Source organism: Halorubrum sp. CBA1229 (assembly GCF_003721435.2).
Classification (GTDB): domain Archaea; phylum Halobacteriota; class Halobacteria; order Halobacteriales; family Haloferacaceae; genus Halorubrum.
The window spans coordinates 1,180,152-1,198,275 of record NZ_CP054585.1; the positions used below are offsets into that span (position 1 = coordinate 1,180,152).

Genomic DNA, 18,124 nt, shown 5'->3' on the forward strand with positions numbered 1-18,124 from the left:
TAAAGCGTCTCGCGCGTAAGAGGTTTCGGGTGGGGGAGAGGCAGACGAGACCGAGTGCGATTTAAATGCTTAGTGGTAATTAAACAGGATAGTAAATATTATTTGTCGGTATGAGATATGTGGAGACACGCATGAGCACTACCGACGCCGTCACCGCCGACGAGGACGTCGCGGACCGCTGGAACGCCGTCCGCGATCTGCCCCCGAGCGCGAAGCTCGTGGCGAAGGTCCTCGACTACAACGACACGCTGACGCAGAGCGAGCTCGCCGAGGAGACGCTGCTCCCGCCCCGGACCGTCAGGTACGCGCTCTCGCGGCTGGAGGAGGAGGACGTCGTCGACTCGCGGTTCTCCTTCACCGACGCCCGGAAGCGGCTGTACACGCTCGCGGTGTAGGTCGGCCGTCGGCGGCGAGGAGCGAGGAACGGGGAGTGGGCGAGCGGCGACGGGGCCCACCTTATCACCGATGCCGACGCAGGGACGCCGTGGTCTCGACTACCGCCGTCAAACGGGCGCTGACCGCGCTGGCGACGCGAACCGACACCGCGACCCGACCGTACCTCGCCGTGATCGACGAGGCCGAGGCCGCGCGAACCGACCTGCGACGCGCCGCGGCGTTCGCCGATTCGGTCGGGCTCGACCGGCTCTCGGAGGCGGTCGCGGCCGCCGAGCGCGACGGCGACGAGGCCGCGGCCGAGCGGGGCCGCGCGGCGCTCGCGGCCTATCGGGCGTTCCGCGAGGCGGCGGCCGGGGAGGACTGAGCGGAGCGATCCCTCGACCACTTTCACTCCGCCCCCGGAACCCCTAAACCCGATACCGGCCAAGGACCGGGCAGATGACACGGGTGATCCACACCGGCGACACCCACATCGGGTACGCGCAGTACCACTCGCCGGTTCGACGCCAAGACTTCCTCGACGCCTTCGACGCCGTGATCGACGACGCGATCGACGGCGACGTCGACGCGGTGGTCCACGCCGGCGACCTCTTTCACGACCGGCGGCCCGAGCTCGCCGACCTGATGGGGACGATATCGATTCTCCGGCGGCTCGACGACGCCGGGATCCCCTTCCTCGCGGTCGTCGGGAACCACGAGTCGACGCGGGGCGGCCAGTGGCTCGATCTGTTCGAGCGGCTGGGGCTCGCCACCCGCCTCGGCGACGAGCCGACCGTCGTCGGCGACACGGCCTTCTACGGCCTCGACCACGTCCCCGTCTCCCGCCGCGACGACCTCGACTACGCGTTCGCCGACCACGACGCCGACTACGCCGCCCTCGTCGCACACGGGCTCTTCGAGCCGTTCGGCTACGCCGACTGGGACACGGAGGAGGTGCTCGCAGAGAGCGACGTCGAGTTCGACGCGATGCTCCTCGGCGACAACCACACGCCAGACGTCGCCGAGGTCGCCGACACGTGGGTCACCTACCCGGGGTCCACCGAGCGCGCGAGCGCCAGCGAGGAGGAGGGACGCGGCTACAACCTCGTCACCTTCGACGCCGACGCCGCGGGCGGCGACGACCGCGTGGAGATCCGGCGGCGCGCGCTCGACACGCGCCCGTTCGTCTTCGTGGAGGTCGACCTCCGCGAGGGCGAGGGCGCGGCCCGGGTGCGCGAGAAGGTCCGCCAGCACGACCTCGACGACGCCGTCGTGCTCGTCGACGTGACCGGCGACGGCGACCCCGTCACCCCGGCCGCGATCGAGGAGTTCGCGACCGACGAGGGCGCGCTCATCGCCCGTGTCACCGACCGCCGCGAGGTCGAGACGGACGCCGAGGTGGACGTGAGCTTCGCCGACCCCGAGGACGCCGTGCGGGAGCGGGTCGAGGAGATGGCCCTCTCCGAGGCCGCCCGGGACGTCGACGAGGCGGTCCGTGCAGACACGCTCCCCGACAGCAACGTCAGAGCGACGGTGAAGGGACGGATCGAGGAGCGGATCGACGACCTCGACGCGTTCGCGGGAAGCGAGGCGAGCGGTGACGACACGGGAGACGCCGAGAACGCCGAGAGCGACGAGGCGGACGACGACGCGAGCGAGGACAACGCCGACACCGACGCTGACACCGACGAGGGCGACACCGACGAGGGCGACACCGATGAGGGCGACCCCGCCGATGAGAGCGACCCCGCCGATGAGAGCGACCCCGCCGATGAACGGAGCTCCGAGACGCCCGGAACCGACGGCCAGGTGTCCATGGAGGACTACCTGTGAACTTCGACCGCATCCGCCTCTCGAACTTCAAGCCGTACGGCAACGCCGACCTCCGGCTGACGGAGGGCGTCACGGTCATCCACGGGCTCAACGGCAGCGGCAAGTCGTCGCTGCTGGAGGCCTGTTTCTTCGCGCTGTACGGGTCGAAGGCGCTCGACGGGACCCTCGACGACGTCGTCACCAAGGGCGAGGAGGAGACGGAAGTGGAGCTGTGGTTCACCCACGACGGGAGATCGTACCGCATCGAGCGGCGGCTCCGGGTGTACGACGACCGGATCGACCACCAGTGCACGCTCGAGTCGACCGACGGGAGCGACGTGAGCCGCGACGGCGCGCGGGCGGTGCGCGAGTTCGTCACCGAGCTGCTCCGGATGGACGCCGAGGCGTTCGTCGGCTGCGCGTACGTCCGGCAGGGCGAGGTGAACGAGCTGATCGACGCCACCCCGCGGGAGCGGCAGGACACGATCGACGACCTGCTCCAGCTCGGGAAGCTAGAGGAGTACCGCGAGCGCGCCGGCGACGCGCGCCTCGGCGTCGAGGACGTGCTGGAGAACCGCCGCGGGCGGCTCGACCAGCTCGACGACCAGATCGAGGCGAAGGAGGAGCGCGACCTCCACGAGCGGCTCAACGGGCTCGAGAGCGACCTCGCCGAGGTCGCCGACGAGATCGAACGCTACGAGGACCAGCGCGAGCGAGCGACGGAGACGCGCGAGGAGGCCGCGGAGACGCTCTCGACCCACGCGGAGAAGCGTGAGGAGCTGGAGTCGGTCAAAGGAGAGATCGGCGAGATCGAGGAGTCGATCCGCGAGGCGGAGCGGGAGCGCGACGAGCACCGGGACGCGATCCGGGAGGCCCGCGAGCGGATCGATGAGATCGAGGCCGCGATCGACGACGGGCTCGATGACGCCGGCCTCGACGCGGCCGCCGAGGAGGCGATCGCGGCCCGCCGCGAGGAGCTCGACGATCGGGAGGAAGCGGTCCGCGAGGAGCTCGACGACGAGCGGGTGAGCGCCGAAGCGTTCCGAAATCAGGCGACGAACCTCGCCGGGAAGGCGGACGATCTCGTCGAGCGCGCCGCGGAGCTGCAAGCCGAGGCCGACGAGCTCGCCGAGGAGGCGGAGGCGGCCGCGGACGAGGCCGACGAGCGCGAGTCGTCGATCGAGGGGCTCCGCGAGGAGGCCGAGACCGTCCGCGAGCGGTTCGCGACCGCCGACGTCGACCGCGACGGCGTCGCCGACGAGCGCGACCGGCTCCGCGAGCGACGCGGCGAGGTCCGCGAGCGGATCGCGGAGCTGTCCGCGGAGCTGAAGAACGCCCGCGAGCGCGTCGACGAGGCCGAGGCGTTGCTCGCGGCCGGCAGGTGTCCCGAGTGCGGCCAGCCCGTCGAGGACTCGCCGCACGCGGCGGGGATCGAGGAGGACCGCGAACAGGTCGCCGAGCTGGAGACCGAACTGGAGGCGACCCGCGAACGCGAGGACGACCTCGACGACCGGATCGAGGAGCTGGACGGCCTCGCCGACGCCGCGGACCGGCTCGACGAGATCGACGAGACCGTCGAGATGCTCGAAGAGCGCGTCGACGAGCGGCGCGAGGAAGCCGAAACGAAGCGCGAGGAAGCCGAAACGAAGCGCGAGGAAGCCGAAACGAAGCGCGAGGAAGCCGAGGAGACGCGGGAGGTCGCCGCGGAGAAGCGGGAAGCTGCCGAGTCGGCCGCGGAGCGGGTCGCGGAGCTCGAGGACGCGCTCGCCGAGGTCGACGACGTCCGTGAGGCGGTGGACGCTGTCGAGGAGCGGACGGCGGCGATCGCAGAGGCCGAAGCCGAGATCGAGCGCCGCCGCGAGAAGCGGGAGACCCTCGCGGAGCTGAACGACGAGCGGCGCGACCGGCTCGCCGACAAGCGCGAGCGGCGCGACGAGCTCGCGGCCGCGGTCGACGAGGCGGCGGTCGAGGAGGCGAGACAGCGGAAGGAAGAGGCCGAGGAGTACCTCGAACGCGTCGACGGGGAGTTGGACCGGCTCGCGGAGCGACGCACGGAGCTGGAGAACGCCATCGGGAGCGTCAACGGCGAGATACGGGAGCTGGAGAACCTCCGCGCGGAGCGCGAGGAGCTGGCCGCGACCGTCGACGCGCTCGAGGGGCTCCACGAGGAGACGAGCGATCTGGAGGCGATGTACGGCGACCTCCGCGCGGAGCTCCGGCAGCGCAACGTCGCCGAGTTAGAGCGCACCCTCAACGAGACGTTCGACCTGGTGTACGGCAACGACGCCTACTCGCACATCGAGCTCGACGGCGAGTACGCGCTCACCGTCTACCAGAAGGACGGCGAGGCGCTCGACCCCGAGCAGCTCTCCGGCGGCGAGCGCGCCCTGTTCAACCTCTCGCTGCGCTGCGCGATCTACCGGCTGCTCTCCGAGGGGATCGAGGGCGCGGCGCCGACGCCGCCGCTCATCCTCGACGAGCCGACCGTCTTCCTCGACTCCGGGCACGTCTCCCGCCTCGTCCGGCTCGTCGAGGAGATGCGCGGCTTCGGCGTGGAGCAGATCCTCATCGTCAGCCACGACGACGAGCTGGTCGGCGCCGCCGACGAGCTGGTCACCGTCGAGAAGGAGCCGCGCTCGAACCGCTCGACGGTGCGTCGCGCGGACGCCGCCGAGCTCGACGTCGCCGAACTCGCGGACGACTGATCGTCTACTCGTCCGCGGCGCGGTCGTTCTCCCCGCTCGATCCGCCCCGCAGCCGTTCGAGCGCCTCGCTCGCGGCGTCCGTCGCCGCGTATCCGCGTCGTCCCCCGACGTCGACCTCGTCGATCAACCCGGCGGCGCGCAGTTCGGTGACCGTTCCGTGGAGGTCGGACTCGCACATGTCGGCCGTGTCGAGCAGCTCGATCGCGGAGAGCGGCCCCTCGTCGACGACCACGGCGAGCAGGCCGAGCGACCGGTCGTCGTGGACCGCCCGCACGGTCCGCCGGACCGGCTCGGGGATCCCGGAGGCCGCGGTCGCGAGCGGCGACTCCCCGTCGACGACGCTGAGCTCCTCGTTGTCGACGTAGCGCTCCGCGCCCGTGGCCGGGTCGCGGACCCGACTCGACTCCGCGGAGCGCTTCACGAGGAGGTACGTCTCGCCGTCGGCGTCGCGAACCGTCTGCATGGGTAGAGGAGAGGGGCCCCGAGGCATTACGCTTCCGGGGAGCCTACGGATCGCGGCCGTCGGCGGGAGCGGAGTCGTCGGCGGCCGCATCGGCCTCGGCTTCGACCGCATCGGCTTCGACTGCCTCGCCTTCCGCCGCTCCGTCTCGCGAGCGCTCCCAGGCGCGGTACGTCTGGTAGGTCCGGACGCCGGCGAGGAGCCCGGCGACGAGGAGGACCGGCCCGATCCGCGACCACCCCTCGAAGTACCACACCATCGGGCCGAGCGCGACGAGGAGCACCGCGGCGTTGGCGTAGATCACCGCGACGACGAACGCGCGGAGCGTGCCGGAGTCGACGTCGCTCGCGCCCTCGAAGTCGCCCCCGTCGTCGAACGTCTTCACCGAGGGGGCCTTCGGAATCTCCGGCGTCATCTCCCGCTCGGCGTCGGAGCTCTCGCCGAAGGAGACTTCGCCCTCGTCGTCCTCGTCGAGGCTGAACACGTGCGGTCGTACGCGGGGACGGTGGAAAGGGGTTCCGCCCCGGTTCGAGGGGTCGGATCGGAGACTCGTCTCTGAGAGAAAGAGCGACGACCCGTCGGATCAGACGGCGTCGGCGAGCCGGACCGTTCGGCTCGCCTCAACCCACGCGAGGGGGTTCGCGGCGTCGAACAACACCACGTTCCCGTCGTCCTCGTACACCTCCACCTCGGCGTCCGCGTCGCGCTCGGCCGGGCGAGCCGCCTTAGATTCCGAACGTGGGTCCGAAGACATAGACCGTGGTAAGTCATCACACATTAAATGCCTTTCCGTGCCGGGACTCCTCGCCGCACCCGAAAGCCGAGTTTTTTAGCCGGGTGACGCCGAAGGACGGATATGACTCAGTCGGGGCTGTCGGACTTCTCGTCGACCGGAGACGCGGGCGGCGGGGGGAACGACGGCACGGACGCCGAACGGGAGGACCTCGCCGCGCAGGAGGCGGCCGTCGTCGCCGGCGGGGGACGGGGGCGCGTCAGCGACGTCGTCGACGTCGACGAGGCGAAGTTCCCGGACTCCGCCGGGACCGTCGAGCTGATGATCACCCAGATCGACTACGCCGTGGAGGGGTACGGGAGCGACGAGTACCCCGTCGTCCACGTCTTCGGCCGGCGGCCGGCGGAGAACGTTGACGGGGACGTCGAGCACGACGTCCGCGAGCACGTCCGCGTGCTGGGCGTCGAGCCGTACTTCTACGTCCCCACCGCCGACCTCGACCGCGACCCCGTCGAGGCGTACGACGTCGTGATCGGCACGCGCGAGGAGGACGCCGAGGGAGAGCCGTACGAGAGCATCCGCGGCGAGCCGCTCACTCGGATCGTGACGCGGACACCCCGCGACGTCGGGACCATTCGGGACGACTTCGAGACGAGCTTCGAGGCGGACATCCTCTTCCCGAACCGCTTCCTTATCGACAACGGGCTCAACGGCGGGATGCGGGTCGAGGAGCGCCGGCTCGACGACGGCTCCGGAACGATACAGGTCCACGAGGGGCAGCTGGAGCCCGCCGAGGTCGACGCCGACCTCCGTGTGAACACCTTCGACATCGAGGTCGACGACCGGCGCGGCTTCCCCGAGGACGGCGAGGAGCCGATCATCTGTCTCACGAGCCACGACTCCTACGACGACGAGTACGTCGTCTGGCTGTACGACGCCCCCGAGGCCGAGATCCCGCCGCCCGAGGACCTCCCCGACTACGAGGGGATCGTGGGCGACGGCGAGGAGCTCGATTTCAGGGTGCGCACCTTCGAGGAGGAGGCCGCGATGCTCGACGCGTTCGTCGAGTACATCGACGACACCGACCCCGACCTCCTGACGGGGTGGAACTTCGAAGACTTCGACGCGCCGTACGTCTTGGACCGGCTGGAGGTGCTCGACGACGGGAGTCAGTACGACCTCTCTGTCGACCGACTCTCCCGAATCGGCGAGGTGTGGCGCTCCGGCTGGGGCGGCCCCGACATCAAGGGCCGGGTCGTCTTCGACCTGCTGTACGCGTACAAGCGGACGATGTTCACGGAGCTCGAGTCGTACCGCCTCGACGCAGTCGGCGAGCGCGAGCTCGGCGTCGGCAAGGAGCGGTACACCGGAGACATCGGCGACCTCTGGGAGCAGGACCCGGAGCGCTTGCTGGAGTACAGCATCCGCGACGTGGAGCTGTGCGTCGAGATCGACCGGAAACAGGACGTGATCGCCTTCTGGGACGAGGTGCGCACCTTCGTCGGCTGCAAGATCGAGGACGCGCCGACGCCGGGCGACACCGTCGACATGTACGTCCTCCACAAGGCGTTCGGGAAGTTTGCGCTCCCGACGAAGGGCCAACAGGAGTCGGAGGAGTTCGAGGGCGGCGCCGTCTTCGACCCGATCACGGGCGTCAAGGAGATGGTGACGGTCCAGGACTTAAAGAGCCTCTACCCGATGTGCATGGTGACGATCAACGCCGGTCCGGAGACGAAGGTCGACCCCGCCGAGTACGACGGCGAGACGTACGTCGCGCCCAACGGGACGCACTTCCAGAAGGAGCCGGACGGGATCATGCGCGAGATGGTCGACGAGCTCCTCTCCGAGCGCGAGGAGAAGAAGGCGCTCCGGAACGACCACGACCCCGGCACCGAGCCGTACGAGCAGTACGACCGACAGCAGGGAGCTGTCAAGGTTATTATGAACTGCTTCACGCCGGACACCGAGGTCGTGACTCCCAGCGGCGTTCGGTCGATTACGGAGTTGGAGGTCGGCGACGACGTGTACTCTCTCGATCCCGATACGGAGGAGATGGAGGTGAAGACCGTCGAAGAGACCCACGCGTACCCGGACTACCGGGACGAACTCGTCGATATTGAAACGTCGAAGATCGACTTCCGGGTGACGCCGAACCACCGGATGCTCGTCCGAAAGAACGAGACGAACGGGATCACCGAGGACGGGTACAGTTTCGTGGAGGCAGGCGACCTCGACCGGGCGACAAACTACGAACTGCCCCACGACTGGGACGGACCGGACGGCGAACGGATCGACGAGGTCGATCTGACCGAACTCGTCGACGGCAAGTACGAGGTGTGGATCCGACCCAGCGTCCACGGCCACACGTTCACCGCTGAGCTTGGCTGGACGCCGCGGCGCGTGCCGAAGGCAGATGTCGGCGAGACCGGCTACGTATTCACGGCGGCCGAGTTCGAGGAACATCGCGAGTACGTCGAGTCGGTGTGCGAGACGAGCTACGTTCACCGCGAGTCCGGACGGAAGTGGATTCCGCGGACCTACGACGGGGACGACTTCCTCGAACTGCTCGCGTGGTACGTCACGGAAGGAAACGTGTACACGTCCGAGGAGAAGCAGTTCGGCGACAACCTCCGCGGCTCCGCAACCACGGTACAGATCGCGCAGGATGCCGTGGCCGACGGCGGCGACTCCGACCACGAGACGATCGGCCAACTCCTCGATCGAATGGGATTGGATTACTACGTCGACGACCGAAGCTACCAGTTCACCTCGGAGCTACTCGGGGATCTCCTCCGGGACTGCTGTGGCGACGGGAGCTTCGAGAAACGAATTCCGGATCGCGTTTTTGAGGCGAACACGGCACAGAAACGCGCGTTCCTGGAAACGCTGATCGACGGCGACGGAGACCGCCAGACGGGATCGTGGCGATACACGACCTCGAGTGAGCGGCTTCGGGACGACGTGCTCCGCCTGTGTGCCCACCTCGGGCTTACCGCGAACTACAACCACGACAGCGGGAGCTGGCGGATCTACGTCACGGAAGCGGCGAAGAACACGCTTCGGATGCATCGGAGTAGCACTCGAAGCGAGGCCGAGGACGGTGTCTACTGCGTGACCGTCAAGGACAACCACACGCTTCTCGCCGGGCGGAACGGGAAGTTCCAATTCGTCGGACAGTCCCTGTATGGAGTGACGGGATGGGATCGGTTCCGCCTCTACGACAAAGAGGGCGCGGCGGCCGTCACGGCGACCGGTCGCGAGGTCATCGACTTCACCGAGGAGGCCGCGAACGAGCTCGGCCACGACGTTGCGTACGGGGACAGTATCACAGGCGACAGACCCGTCGTCGTGCGCGATCCCGAGGGTATCGTTCGAATCGTGCCGATTGCCGATCTCTTCGAGCGCTCGGACGCGACTGCGAGCGAGGATCTGATTGTGACTGCCGACGGCGGGCCTGTCGCTTCGGTGTCGATCGAGAAGGAACGGGGTGACGTGGACGAGTGGGAGGCGCTTTCGGTGGCCGAAGACGGCGAACCGGAGTGGCAGCCGATCGAGCAGGTGATCCGACACGAGACCGACAAACCGGTTGTCAACCTCCAGCATAAGTTCGGTGAGTCCACGACGACCAGAGATCATTCGTACGTCGTCGAAGAGGACGGCGACCTCGTCGAAACGAAGCCGGGAGACGTCAAAGAACCACTTCGGGTACCTGGTCTCCCCGAAGTCGAAACGGTGGAAACAGTCGACATATACGAGGTGTTGGAGGGGTACACACGCGAGTACGAGGACGGCCGAAGCGTCGGCAGCGAGAGCGCGGAGACGAAAGTCAAGCAAGTCCACGCAAACGATGACTGGGTCTGGTTTGGCCACAAGCACCACAACACGATAGAGCGGAGTATCAAGGTACAGCGACACGTCGAGTTAGACTCCGAAGAGGGACGGGCGCTCGTACGGCTGCTCGCCGCGTACGTCACCGAAGGGAGCGCGTCGACGATTGAGACGACCGATTCCAGGTTCGGTGCGAGCATCGCCGAATCCAGAACGGAGTGGCTAGAAAGCCTTCGAGACGACTACCTCCGTCTATTCGACGGAGCGACTGCAAGTGTCATCGCGTCAAACACGTCTGACGAGCGAACGGTCGAGTACGAAACGGACGACGGAGATCAGTCGGTTACGTACGACGATTGCACCTACAAGCTCCAGATGATGAACGAACTCTCGGCGGTGTTCTTCCGTGAATTCGCCGGACAAACGTCGCGTGGAAAGCGTATTCCGGGGTTCGTGTTCAATCTCCCCGAGGATCTCCAACAGCTCTTCGTCGACGTGCTCGTGGAGGGCGACGGCTCACGCGAATTCCCGCGATACTCGACCGAATACTGCGAGCGAAACTTCGACTTCGAGACAACGAGCCGAGAACTCGCGGCGGGCCTCTCGACCCTTCTTACCCAGCGTGGGGAGAAGCATTCGCTGAAGTACAGAGAGAGCAAAGGAAGCTACACGATTCGAACGTGTGATTACTATCGCGGCGGACGAGACCCGGTCGTCGAGGAAGTGGATCACGACGGGTACGTGTACGATCTCAGCGTCGCCGAGAACGAGAACTTCGTCGACGGTGTCGGCGGTATCGTCCTACATAACACCGATTCGGTCATGTTGTCCCTGGGCCAAGAAGTAGATAAGCAAGAGGCGATCGAGACCTCCTTCGAGATCGAGGACCACATCAACGAGCGGTACGACGACTTCGCGCGCGACGAGCTGAACGCCGAGTTCCACCGCTTTCAGATCGAGTTCGAGAAGCTCTACCGGCGGTTCTTCCAGGCGGGCAAGAAGAAGCGGTACGCCGGCCACATCATCTGGAAGGAGGGGAAAGACGTCGACGACATCGACATCACCGGCTTCGAGTACAAGCGCTCCGACATCGCACAGATCACGAAGGAGGTCCAGCAGAACGTCATCGAGACGATCGTCACGGGCGACGACATCGACGAGGACATGGAGGAAGTGAAGGCGTACCTCGTGGACGTCATCGCGCGCGTCCTCGACGGCGAGATGGACCTCGACGAGATCGGGATCCCGGGGGGGATCGGCAAGAAGCTGGACGCCTACGACACCCCGACCGCGCAGGTCCGCGGGGCGAAGTACGCGAACCTCATGCTCGGGACCAACTTCGGCAGCGGGTCGAAGCCGAAGCGGCTCTACATCGAGAAGGTCCACCCCGACTTCTGGCAGCGGATGGAAGAAGAGGAGGGACTCGACCCGCAGCGGGACCACCTGTACGGGGAGTTCAAGCGCGACCCGGACGTGATCTGCTTCGAGTACGCCGACCAGGTCCCCGACGAGTTCGAGGTCGACTGGGAGAAGATGCTGGACAAGACGCTGAAAGGGCCCATCGAGCGCGTGATCGAGGCGCTCGGGATGTCGTGGGAGGAGGTCAAGACCGGCCAAGAGCAGACGGGACTCGGCTCGTTCATGTAGCAGAGTCGCATCTTGGAAAGCAGTTTTCGATCGTTGGAAAAATTCTTATCGGATTTGGGATTTTTGACGGGTAGATGCGTAACCATTAACCTCCTCAACCACTACCATCGAGGTACGAGGCACGAGAATACACATGGCTACTCTCGAAATCAACGATCTTCACGCACGAGTGGCGGAAGAGGGCGGCGAACGCATCCTTCTCGGGGTCGATCTGACCGTCGAGACCGGCGAGATCCACGCGCTGATGGGGCCGAACGGCTCCGGGAAATCGACGCTCGCGAAGGTCATCGCCGGCCACCCGGCGTACGAGGTCACCGGCGGCGAGGTCCTGCTCCACCTCGACGAGGAGGACGTCGCCGACGTCGACGCCGACCTCGACGACGAGGACTACCACTGGGAGCTGCTGGAGCTGGAGCCGAACGAGCGCGCGGCGCTCGGCATCTTCCTCGGCTTCCAGTACCCGGCGGAGATCGAGGGGGTCACCATGACGAACTTCCTCCGGCAGGCGCTCAACGCCAAGGCGGACGAGCGCGAGGAGCTGTTCGAGGACGAGGACGCCGAGGAGGCCGACGCGGACGACGAGGATGAGGGGTACGAGACCTCCCCGATGGAGGGCCCCGCCGACGACGGCGAGATCGGCGTCGCCGAATTCCAGCAGATCCTCTCGGAGAAGATGGAGCTGCTCGACATGGACGAGAAGTTCATGCAGCGATACCTCAACGCCGGCTTCTCCGGCGGCGAGAAGAAGCAGAACGAGGTCCTGCAGGCCGCGATGTTAGAGCCCGCGATCGCCGTGCTCGACGAGATCGACTCCGGGCTCGACATCGACCGGCTCCAGGACGTCTCGAAGGGGATCAACGCGCTCCGTGACGAACAGGGCACGGGCGTCCTCCAGATCACCCACTACCAGCGCATCCTCGACTACGTCGAGCCCGACCACGTCCACGTGATGCTTGACGGCAAGGTCGTCAAGAGCGGCGGCGCGGAGCTCGCCGAGAAGCTCGAGGACAAGGGGTACGACTGGGTCCGCGAGGACGCGTTCGAGGCGGCGTAACCACAAATGGTCACGCAACAGGAATAAACGGGGGAACACGTAACACATTACCATGAGTTCACAACAAGACGACCTCAAAGAGACAGACACCGAGGCCCGCTTCGAGTTCAAGAAGGAGGAGAAGTCCGCCTTCCAGACCGAGAAGGGCCTCACCGAGGAGACGGTCCGCGTCATCTCGGAGGACAAGGACGAACCGGAGTGGATGCTGGAGCGGCGCCTGCGCGCGCTCGAGCAGTTCCAGGAGATGCCGATGCCGACCGACTGGCCCGGGCAGCCGGACCTGAGCGAGGTCGACATCGACGAGATCATCCCGTACATCCGACCCGACGTGGACGTCCGCGCCGGCGTCGACGACTGGACGGAACTCCCGGACGAGATCAAAGACACCTTCGACAAGCTGGGCATCCCGGAGGCCGAGAAGAACGCGCTCTCCGGCGTCGGCGCCCAGTACGAGTCGGAGGTCGTCTACCAGAACATGCAGGAGCGGTGGGAGGAGAAGGGCGTCATCTTCTGTAACATGGACGAGGCCGTCCAGGAGCACGAGGAGATCGTCCGCGAGCACTTCATGACGAAGTGCGTCCCCCCGAGCGACAACAAGTTCGCGGCGCTCCACGGCGCCATCTGGTCGGGCGGCTCGTTCGTCTACGTGCCAGAGAACACCACCGTCGACATGCCGGTGCAGGCGTACTTCCGGATGAACTCCGAGGGGATGGGCCAGTTCGAGCACACGCTCATCATCGCCGAGGAGGGCTCCGAAGTCCACTACATCGAGGGCTGTTCGGCGCCGAAGTACTCGGCCTTTAACCTCCACTCCGGCGGCGTCGAGGTGTTCGTCGGCGAGGACGCGCACGTCCAGTACTCGACCGTGCAGAACTGGTCGAAGAACACGTACAACCTGAACACGAAGCGCGCCATCGCCGAGAAGGGCGGGCGCATGGAGTGGATTTCGGGGTCGATGGGGTCGAAGGCGACGATGCTGTACCCCTCGACGATCCTGAAGGGCCGCGGCGCCTCCGACAACCACATCACCATCGCCTTCGCGGGCGAGGGCCAGGACATCGACACCGGCGCGAAGGTGTACCACAACGCGCCGGACACCAAGTCGACCGTCGAGTCGAAGTCGATCGCGAAGGACGGCGGCCGCACGAACTACCGCGGTCTCGTCCACATCGCAGACGGCGCCGAGAACTCCTCGACCGCCGTCGAGTGCGACGCGCTGATGTTCGACAACGAGTCGACCTCCGACACCATGCCGTACATGGAGATCAACGAGTCGAAGGTCGACGTCGCCCACGAGGCGACCGTCGGGAAGATCGGCGACGAGGACATCTTCTACCTGCAGTCGCGCGGCCTCGACGACGACGACGCCAAACAGATGATCGTTTCGGGCTTCATCGAGCCCATCACGGAGGAGCTGCCCATCGAGTACGCCGTCGAGCTGAACCGGCTCGTCGAACTCGAGATGGAGGGCTCGCTCGGATAACATGAGCACGCAAGCAATCGAGAGCCTCTCGGAGGACACGATACGACGCATCGCCGACGAACGCGACGAGCCCGAGTGGCTCCTCGAGACCCGTCTGAACGCGCTGTCCGCGCTGGAGACGGCCGAGCTGCCCGACGTCATCCAGACGCCCGGGCGCCGTTGGACCGATCTGGAGGCGCTCGACTTCGAGGCGCTCGTCGACCCGCTTGACCAGTCCGACGCCACGGAGCGGACGGCCGGCGACGACGAGGTCGTCGTCCTCCCGTTCACCGAGGCGTTCGACGAGTACGGCGACGTCATCGAGGCCAACTTCGGCTCGGTGCTCGACCCCGAGCACAACTACCTCACGGCGCTGTCGGTCGCGCTCTTTACCACCGGCACGTTCGTCTACGTCCCGGAGGGCGTCGACGTCGAGGACGTGACGGTCCGCGCGGAGATGAACTCCCGCTCGCTGTTCAGCCAGACGCTCGTCGTCGCCGAGGAGTCGTCGTCGGTGACGATCCTCGAGTCGATCGAGAGCGGTGAGGGAAGCGTCGACGGCGACCGGTACTTCTCGAACCTCGTCGAGATCGCGGCGGGCGAGAACGCGAACGTCCAGTTCGGCTCGCTCCAGAACCTCGACGACGACTCGTACACCTACTCGCTGAAGCGCGGCGTGACGGACGCGTACGCGACGATCGACTGGATCGAGAGCAACTTCGGCTCGAAGCTCACCCGCTCCGACGTCGAGACCGAACTGAGCGGCGACGGCTCCGAGAGCCAGATCGTCGGGACGTTCTTTGGCACCGACGACCAGCACTTCGACCTGAACGCCCGCGTCTGGCACCAGGCCGAGCACACGACGGCCGACCTCGTCACGCGCGGCGTGCTCGACGACGTGGCCCGCTCCGTCTACGAGGGCGTCCAGGACGTCGGCGAGGACGCGTGGAACACCTCCAGCTACCAGCGCGAGAACACGCTGATGCTGTCGGACGACGCCGAGGCCGACGCGTCGCCGAAGCTGATCATCCACAACCACGACACCGAGGCGTCGCACTCCGCGACGGTCGGACAGGTCGACGCCGAGGACCTGTTCTACCTCGAGAGCCGCACGATCGACTCCCGCACGGCGCGGAACATGCTCGTCGAGGGCTTCTTCGTCCCCGTGTTAGAGGAGATCGCGGTCGACGAGTTCCGCGACGACGTCCAGGAGCTCGTCCTCCAGCGCCTCCAGTAACCCGCGGGTCTCGGTCCTCCACTGGGGGCGGTGACGACGGATTTTCCGTTTTTTCGCGACGACGAGCCCCGGCTGAAGGGGAACTCCTTAAGTCGGACTACGCCCGAGGGCGCATGTATGCGAACGGGCGTATCGAGCGGTGACGGGTGGTCGCCGTGAGCGTGAGCCAGCGGATCGCCTCCGACGACCAGCTCGCTCGGCTGCTGCAGATCGGGATCGTGTTGGAGGAGGTGGTCGAGGCGCGGGCGCACCACCACTACCAGCGCCTCGACGCCGAACTCGACGACGAGATCGAGACCCTGCTCGCGGACGCGGCCGAGGAGTCCGCGGACCACCGCGAGCGGCTGGAGTCGCTCATCTCCGGACTCGGGGTCGACAGCGTCCCGTTCGACGAGATCGAGTCGCTCGTCGACGCCCGCTACGGGCGGACCAAGCCCGAGGACTTCGACGGGATCTTATACGACCAGCTCTGCAACGAGGAGACGGCGTACAAGTTCTACGACGACCTCATCGAGGCGATCAAGGCGTCCGACGCCGAGTTCTCGGTCGACCGGGAGCGCCTCTTGGAGACGTTGGAAACGATCCGGGAGGAGGAGGCCGAGGGCGTCAGCGAGGTCACGGAGGTCATGGAGCGACGATGAACCGGCGTATCGAACCGACGACGAGCCCCGACGGAGGAGAGCCGTGAACACCGCAGACCAGTACCTCAAGACGATATACGTCGTACAGGAACAGGAGGACGGCCCGGCCTCGACGGGGTCGATAGCCGACGCCCTCGACGTGAGCCCGGCGAGCGCGAACGAGATGATCGGCAAGTTAGAGGAGCGCGGACTCGCCGAACACGAGAAGTACAAGGGCGTCCGGCTCACCGACGACGGTATCATCCGGGCGCGGGACGCCCTCCAGACGTACTGCATCATCGAGCGGTTCCTCGCGAACGTGCTCGGCGTCGAGGAGTTCCGCGAGGAGGCCCACGAGCTGGAGGCCGTCATCGACGACACCGTCGCCGAGCGACTCGACACGATCATCGACCGCCAGCCGGAGTGTCCGGACTGCTTCGACCCCGAGACGGACGCCTGCGCGTGTCTGGAGGTCGCGATGGCGCCCGTCGAGTCGGACTGAGGCGGTCGGTACCCGTCCGGCGGCTTTAGACGCCCGTCGAGTACCGCAGAATGCCCGCGATGCCGCCGAACGCGTCGAGCAGCTGCTCGCCCTTCTCGAAGTCCGTGGAGATGAACTTCGTGTCCGTGCCGCGCTGCTCGGCGATGCTCATCAGGTGTTCGATCACGTCGTCGCGCTCGTCGGCCTCGGCCGGCTCGCCGCACTCGGAGCACTCGTGGTCCGGGGTCGAGTGCCGCGAGTCGATCACCTCGTACTCCTCGTGGCCGTTCGGGCACTCGTAGACGACGACGTCGGAGCGGAGGTCCTCGGAGATGAGCAGCCGGTCGACCGACCCCATGATCAGGTTCCGGCGGGTCTGCTCGAAGCCGTACGTGGCCTCCTCGCCGGTGTTGAGCTTCTCGAAGAACTCGTCCATGTGACGTTTGTCCTCGACGATCTCCTGGTCGGCGAGCGCCTCGCTGGCGTTGTCGACGAGGTCTTTCAGGCCGGACTCGTCGGTATAGGCCACGTCGAACTTCCCGAGCACCTTGTCCTGGAGCTCGTGGTGGAGGTAGTCGCCGTCGAGGAACTCGTCTTTCGTCGGGGAGGGGCCGCCGACGAGGATGCCGTCGAGCTCGTGCCGCTTGTCGACGAACAGGTCGTCGGCCATCCCGGCCACCTCCTGGTAGAAGTTGTCGATCGCTTCGAGGCGGAGGCGGGCGAACCGCTGGGCTGACTGTCCCCCCTTCCGCTGTTTGCCGGGGACGAGCGAGGAGGCGGACTTGACGGGCTCGACGCGCTTGCCCTTCAGCCAGCCGACGTTGGCCTCGCGGCGGTCCAAGACGATGAGCCCGAACAGCCCGGAGTCCTCCAGCATGTGTTCGAGCGGCTCGGTGAGGAACTCGGAGTCGCAGTGGTAGCGGAACGACTCGACGGGCTGGGGCGGCGACTCCAGCGTCCGGGTGACCATGTCGGTCTGGCCGCCGCCGGCGTCGATCGCCCCCGAGAAGATCACCATGCCGTTCTCGGGCGGGAAGGTGTCGTAGTAGCGGAGGCGGTCCTTGATCGAGGTGAGCGCGTCTTGGACGGCAGTCCGAGTCTGCTTGGACTTGATGTTGGACGCCTCGCTGTGCTCCTGGGTGACGTGAGCCACCACGTCGGAGATCTGCCGGTCTTCGGGGATGTAGATGGTGACGAGCTGCGTGCCGGAGCCCTCGAAGTCGCGGAGCTCCTCGATGACCTTGCGGAACTCGTACTTCCGCCGGTCGTCGCTCGCCTCTTGGGCGTCGCTACTCATTACCCGAACTACGGCGGCGTGCGTGTAAGTAAGCTTTGACCTTCCCGGCAGCGCGACGGTACCGGATCACACGGGCGTTCGATCGCGGGGCCGTTTATAAATAATGAGCGGAGGCGCGCGCCTCTGAGCGGCCGCCGAAGGCGGCCGTGAGGAGCGCGTGCGAGGGAGTCGGTCGCCCGGAGCGAAGCGGAGGGCGGCCGACGAGGCTGGGGAGGCGTGAGGTTGCGGTCGCGGTGCAGTGCGGGGTGGGACTTCAAAGGGGCAGGCGCGAGGGCGAAGCACGGTGACGTAAGGACCGCAGCGAGCGACGCGAGCGAGGACCGCAACGAACCGCGCGAGTCCTCGCGACTGGGGCTTTGGCAGTGTACACCGACGATCCCGAATCGACTATTTATAAGCGATCGGCTGGGACT

The 18,124-nt window shown here is 66.7% G+C and carries 13 protein-coding genes and 1 pseudogene; 10 read left to right on the forward strand and 4 right to left on the reverse strand.

Annotation, left to right across the window (positions count from 1 at the left end; translation table 11 throughout):
* The first annotated feature begins 131 nt into the window (after positions 1-131).
* The 4 genes and pseudogenes from Hrr1229_RS05990 to rad50 all read left to right on the forward strand — a co-directional run bounded on the left by Hrr1229_RS05990 (position 132) and on the right by rad50 (position 4,892).
* Entirely contained in the window at positions 132-395 is a 264-nt protein-coding gene (locus Hrr1229_RS05990) for a helix-turn-helix domain-containing protein (protein ID WP_123113740.1), read from the forward strand.
* A gap of 89 nt (positions 396-484) precedes the next feature.
* Positions 485-838 (forward strand): annotated as a pseudogene (locus tag Hrr1229_RS05995) (hypothetical protein).
* Positions 835-2,208: a DNA double-strand break repair protein Mre11 gene (gene mre11 / locus Hrr1229_RS06000; protein ID WP_123113738.1), complete on the forward strand. Its 1,374-nt coding sequence runs from the start codon at positions 835-837 to the stop codon at positions 2,206-2,208. The pseudogene Hrr1229_RS05995 and the gene mre11 overlap by 4 nt, the downstream one beginning before the upstream one ends.
* Positions 2,205-4,892: a DNA double-strand break repair ATPase Rad50 gene (rad50, locus tag Hrr1229_RS06005; protein ID WP_123113737.1), complete on the forward strand. Its 2,688-nt coding sequence runs from the start codon at positions 2,205-2,207 to the stop codon at positions 4,890-4,892. Before mre11 ends, rad50 begins: the two co-directional genes overlap by 4 nt.
* A 4-nt stretch (positions 4,893-4,896) precedes the next feature.
* Here rad50 and Hrr1229_RS06010 read toward each other — a convergent pair whose 3' ends face one another.
* The 3 genes from Hrr1229_RS06010 to Hrr1229_RS06020 all read right to left on the reverse strand — a co-directional run bounded on the left by Hrr1229_RS06010 (position 4,897) and on the right by Hrr1229_RS06020 (position 6,106).
* A complete protein-coding gene (locus Hrr1229_RS06010; RefSeq protein ID WP_123113736.1) occupies positions 4,897-5,355 on the reverse strand; it encodes a hypothetical protein in 459 nt (152 codons plus the stop codon).
* A gap of 43 nt (positions 5,356-5,398) precedes the next feature.
* A complete protein-coding gene (locus Hrr1229_RS06015) occupies positions 5,399-5,836 on the reverse strand; it encodes a hypothetical protein (protein ID WP_123113735.1) in 438 nt (145 codons plus the stop codon).
* A gap of 99 nt (positions 5,837-5,935) precedes the next feature.
* Positions 5,936-6,106 carry a hypothetical protein gene (locus tag Hrr1229_RS06020; protein ID WP_176329371.1) on the reverse strand — a complete coding sequence of 57 codons (171 nt, stop codon included), beginning with the start codon at positions 6,104-6,106 and terminating at the stop codon, positions 5,936-5,938.
* A 102-nt stretch (positions 6,107-6,208) separates the two neighbouring features.
* On the opposite strand from Hrr1229_RS06020, the gene Hrr1229_RS06025 reads away from it, so the two are divergent.
* The 6 genes from Hrr1229_RS06025 to Hrr1229_RS06050 all read left to right on the forward strand — a co-directional run bounded on the left by Hrr1229_RS06025 (position 6,209) and on the right by Hrr1229_RS06050 (position 16,435).
* The gene (locus tag Hrr1229_RS06025) at positions 6,209-11,560 is read left to right on the forward strand and encodes a DNA polymerase domain-containing protein (protein WP_123113734.1); all 5,352 of its coding nucleotides are present in this window, start codon (positions 6,209-6,211) and stop codon (positions 11,558-11,560) included.
* 133 nt (positions 11,561-11,693) lie between these two features.
* On the forward strand, positions 11,694-12,614 hold the full coding sequence (locus Hrr1229_RS06030; RefSeq protein WP_123113733.1) for an ABC transporter ATP-binding protein: 921 nt from the start codon (positions 11,694-11,696) through the stop codon (positions 12,612-12,614).
* A gap of 52 nt (positions 12,615-12,666) precedes the next feature.
* Positions 12,667-14,097, forward strand: a complete 1,431-nt coding sequence (gene sufB / locus Hrr1229_RS06035; protein ID WP_123113732.1) for a Fe-S cluster assembly protein SufB — start codon at positions 12,667-12,669, stop codon at positions 14,095-14,097.
* A 1-nt stretch (position 14,098) separates the two neighbouring features.
* On the forward strand, positions 14,099-15,313 hold the full coding sequence (gene sufD / locus Hrr1229_RS06040) for a Fe-S cluster assembly protein SufD (protein WP_123113731.1): 1,215 nt from the start codon (positions 14,099-14,101) through the stop codon (positions 15,311-15,313).
* A gap of 155 nt (positions 15,314-15,468) precedes the next feature.
* Positions 15,469-15,954: a ferritin-like domain-containing protein gene (locus Hrr1229_RS06045; protein WP_123114902.1), complete on the forward strand. Its 486-nt coding sequence runs from the start codon at positions 15,469-15,471 to the stop codon at positions 15,952-15,954.
* Between the two features lie 43 nt (positions 15,955-15,997).
* Positions 15,998-16,435: a metal-dependent transcriptional regulator gene (locus tag Hrr1229_RS06050; RefSeq protein WP_123113730.1), complete on the forward strand. Its 438-nt coding sequence runs from the start codon at positions 15,998-16,000 to the stop codon at positions 16,433-16,435.
* Between the two features lie 25 nt (positions 16,436-16,460).
* Here Hrr1229_RS06050 and prf1 read toward each other — a convergent pair whose 3' ends face one another.
* On the reverse strand, positions 16,461-17,711 hold the full coding sequence (gene prf1 / locus Hrr1229_RS06055; protein ID WP_123113729.1) for a peptide chain release factor aRF-1: 1,251 nt from the start codon (positions 17,709-17,711) through the stop codon (positions 16,461-16,463).
* Positions 17,712-18,124: the final 413 nt, after the last annotated feature.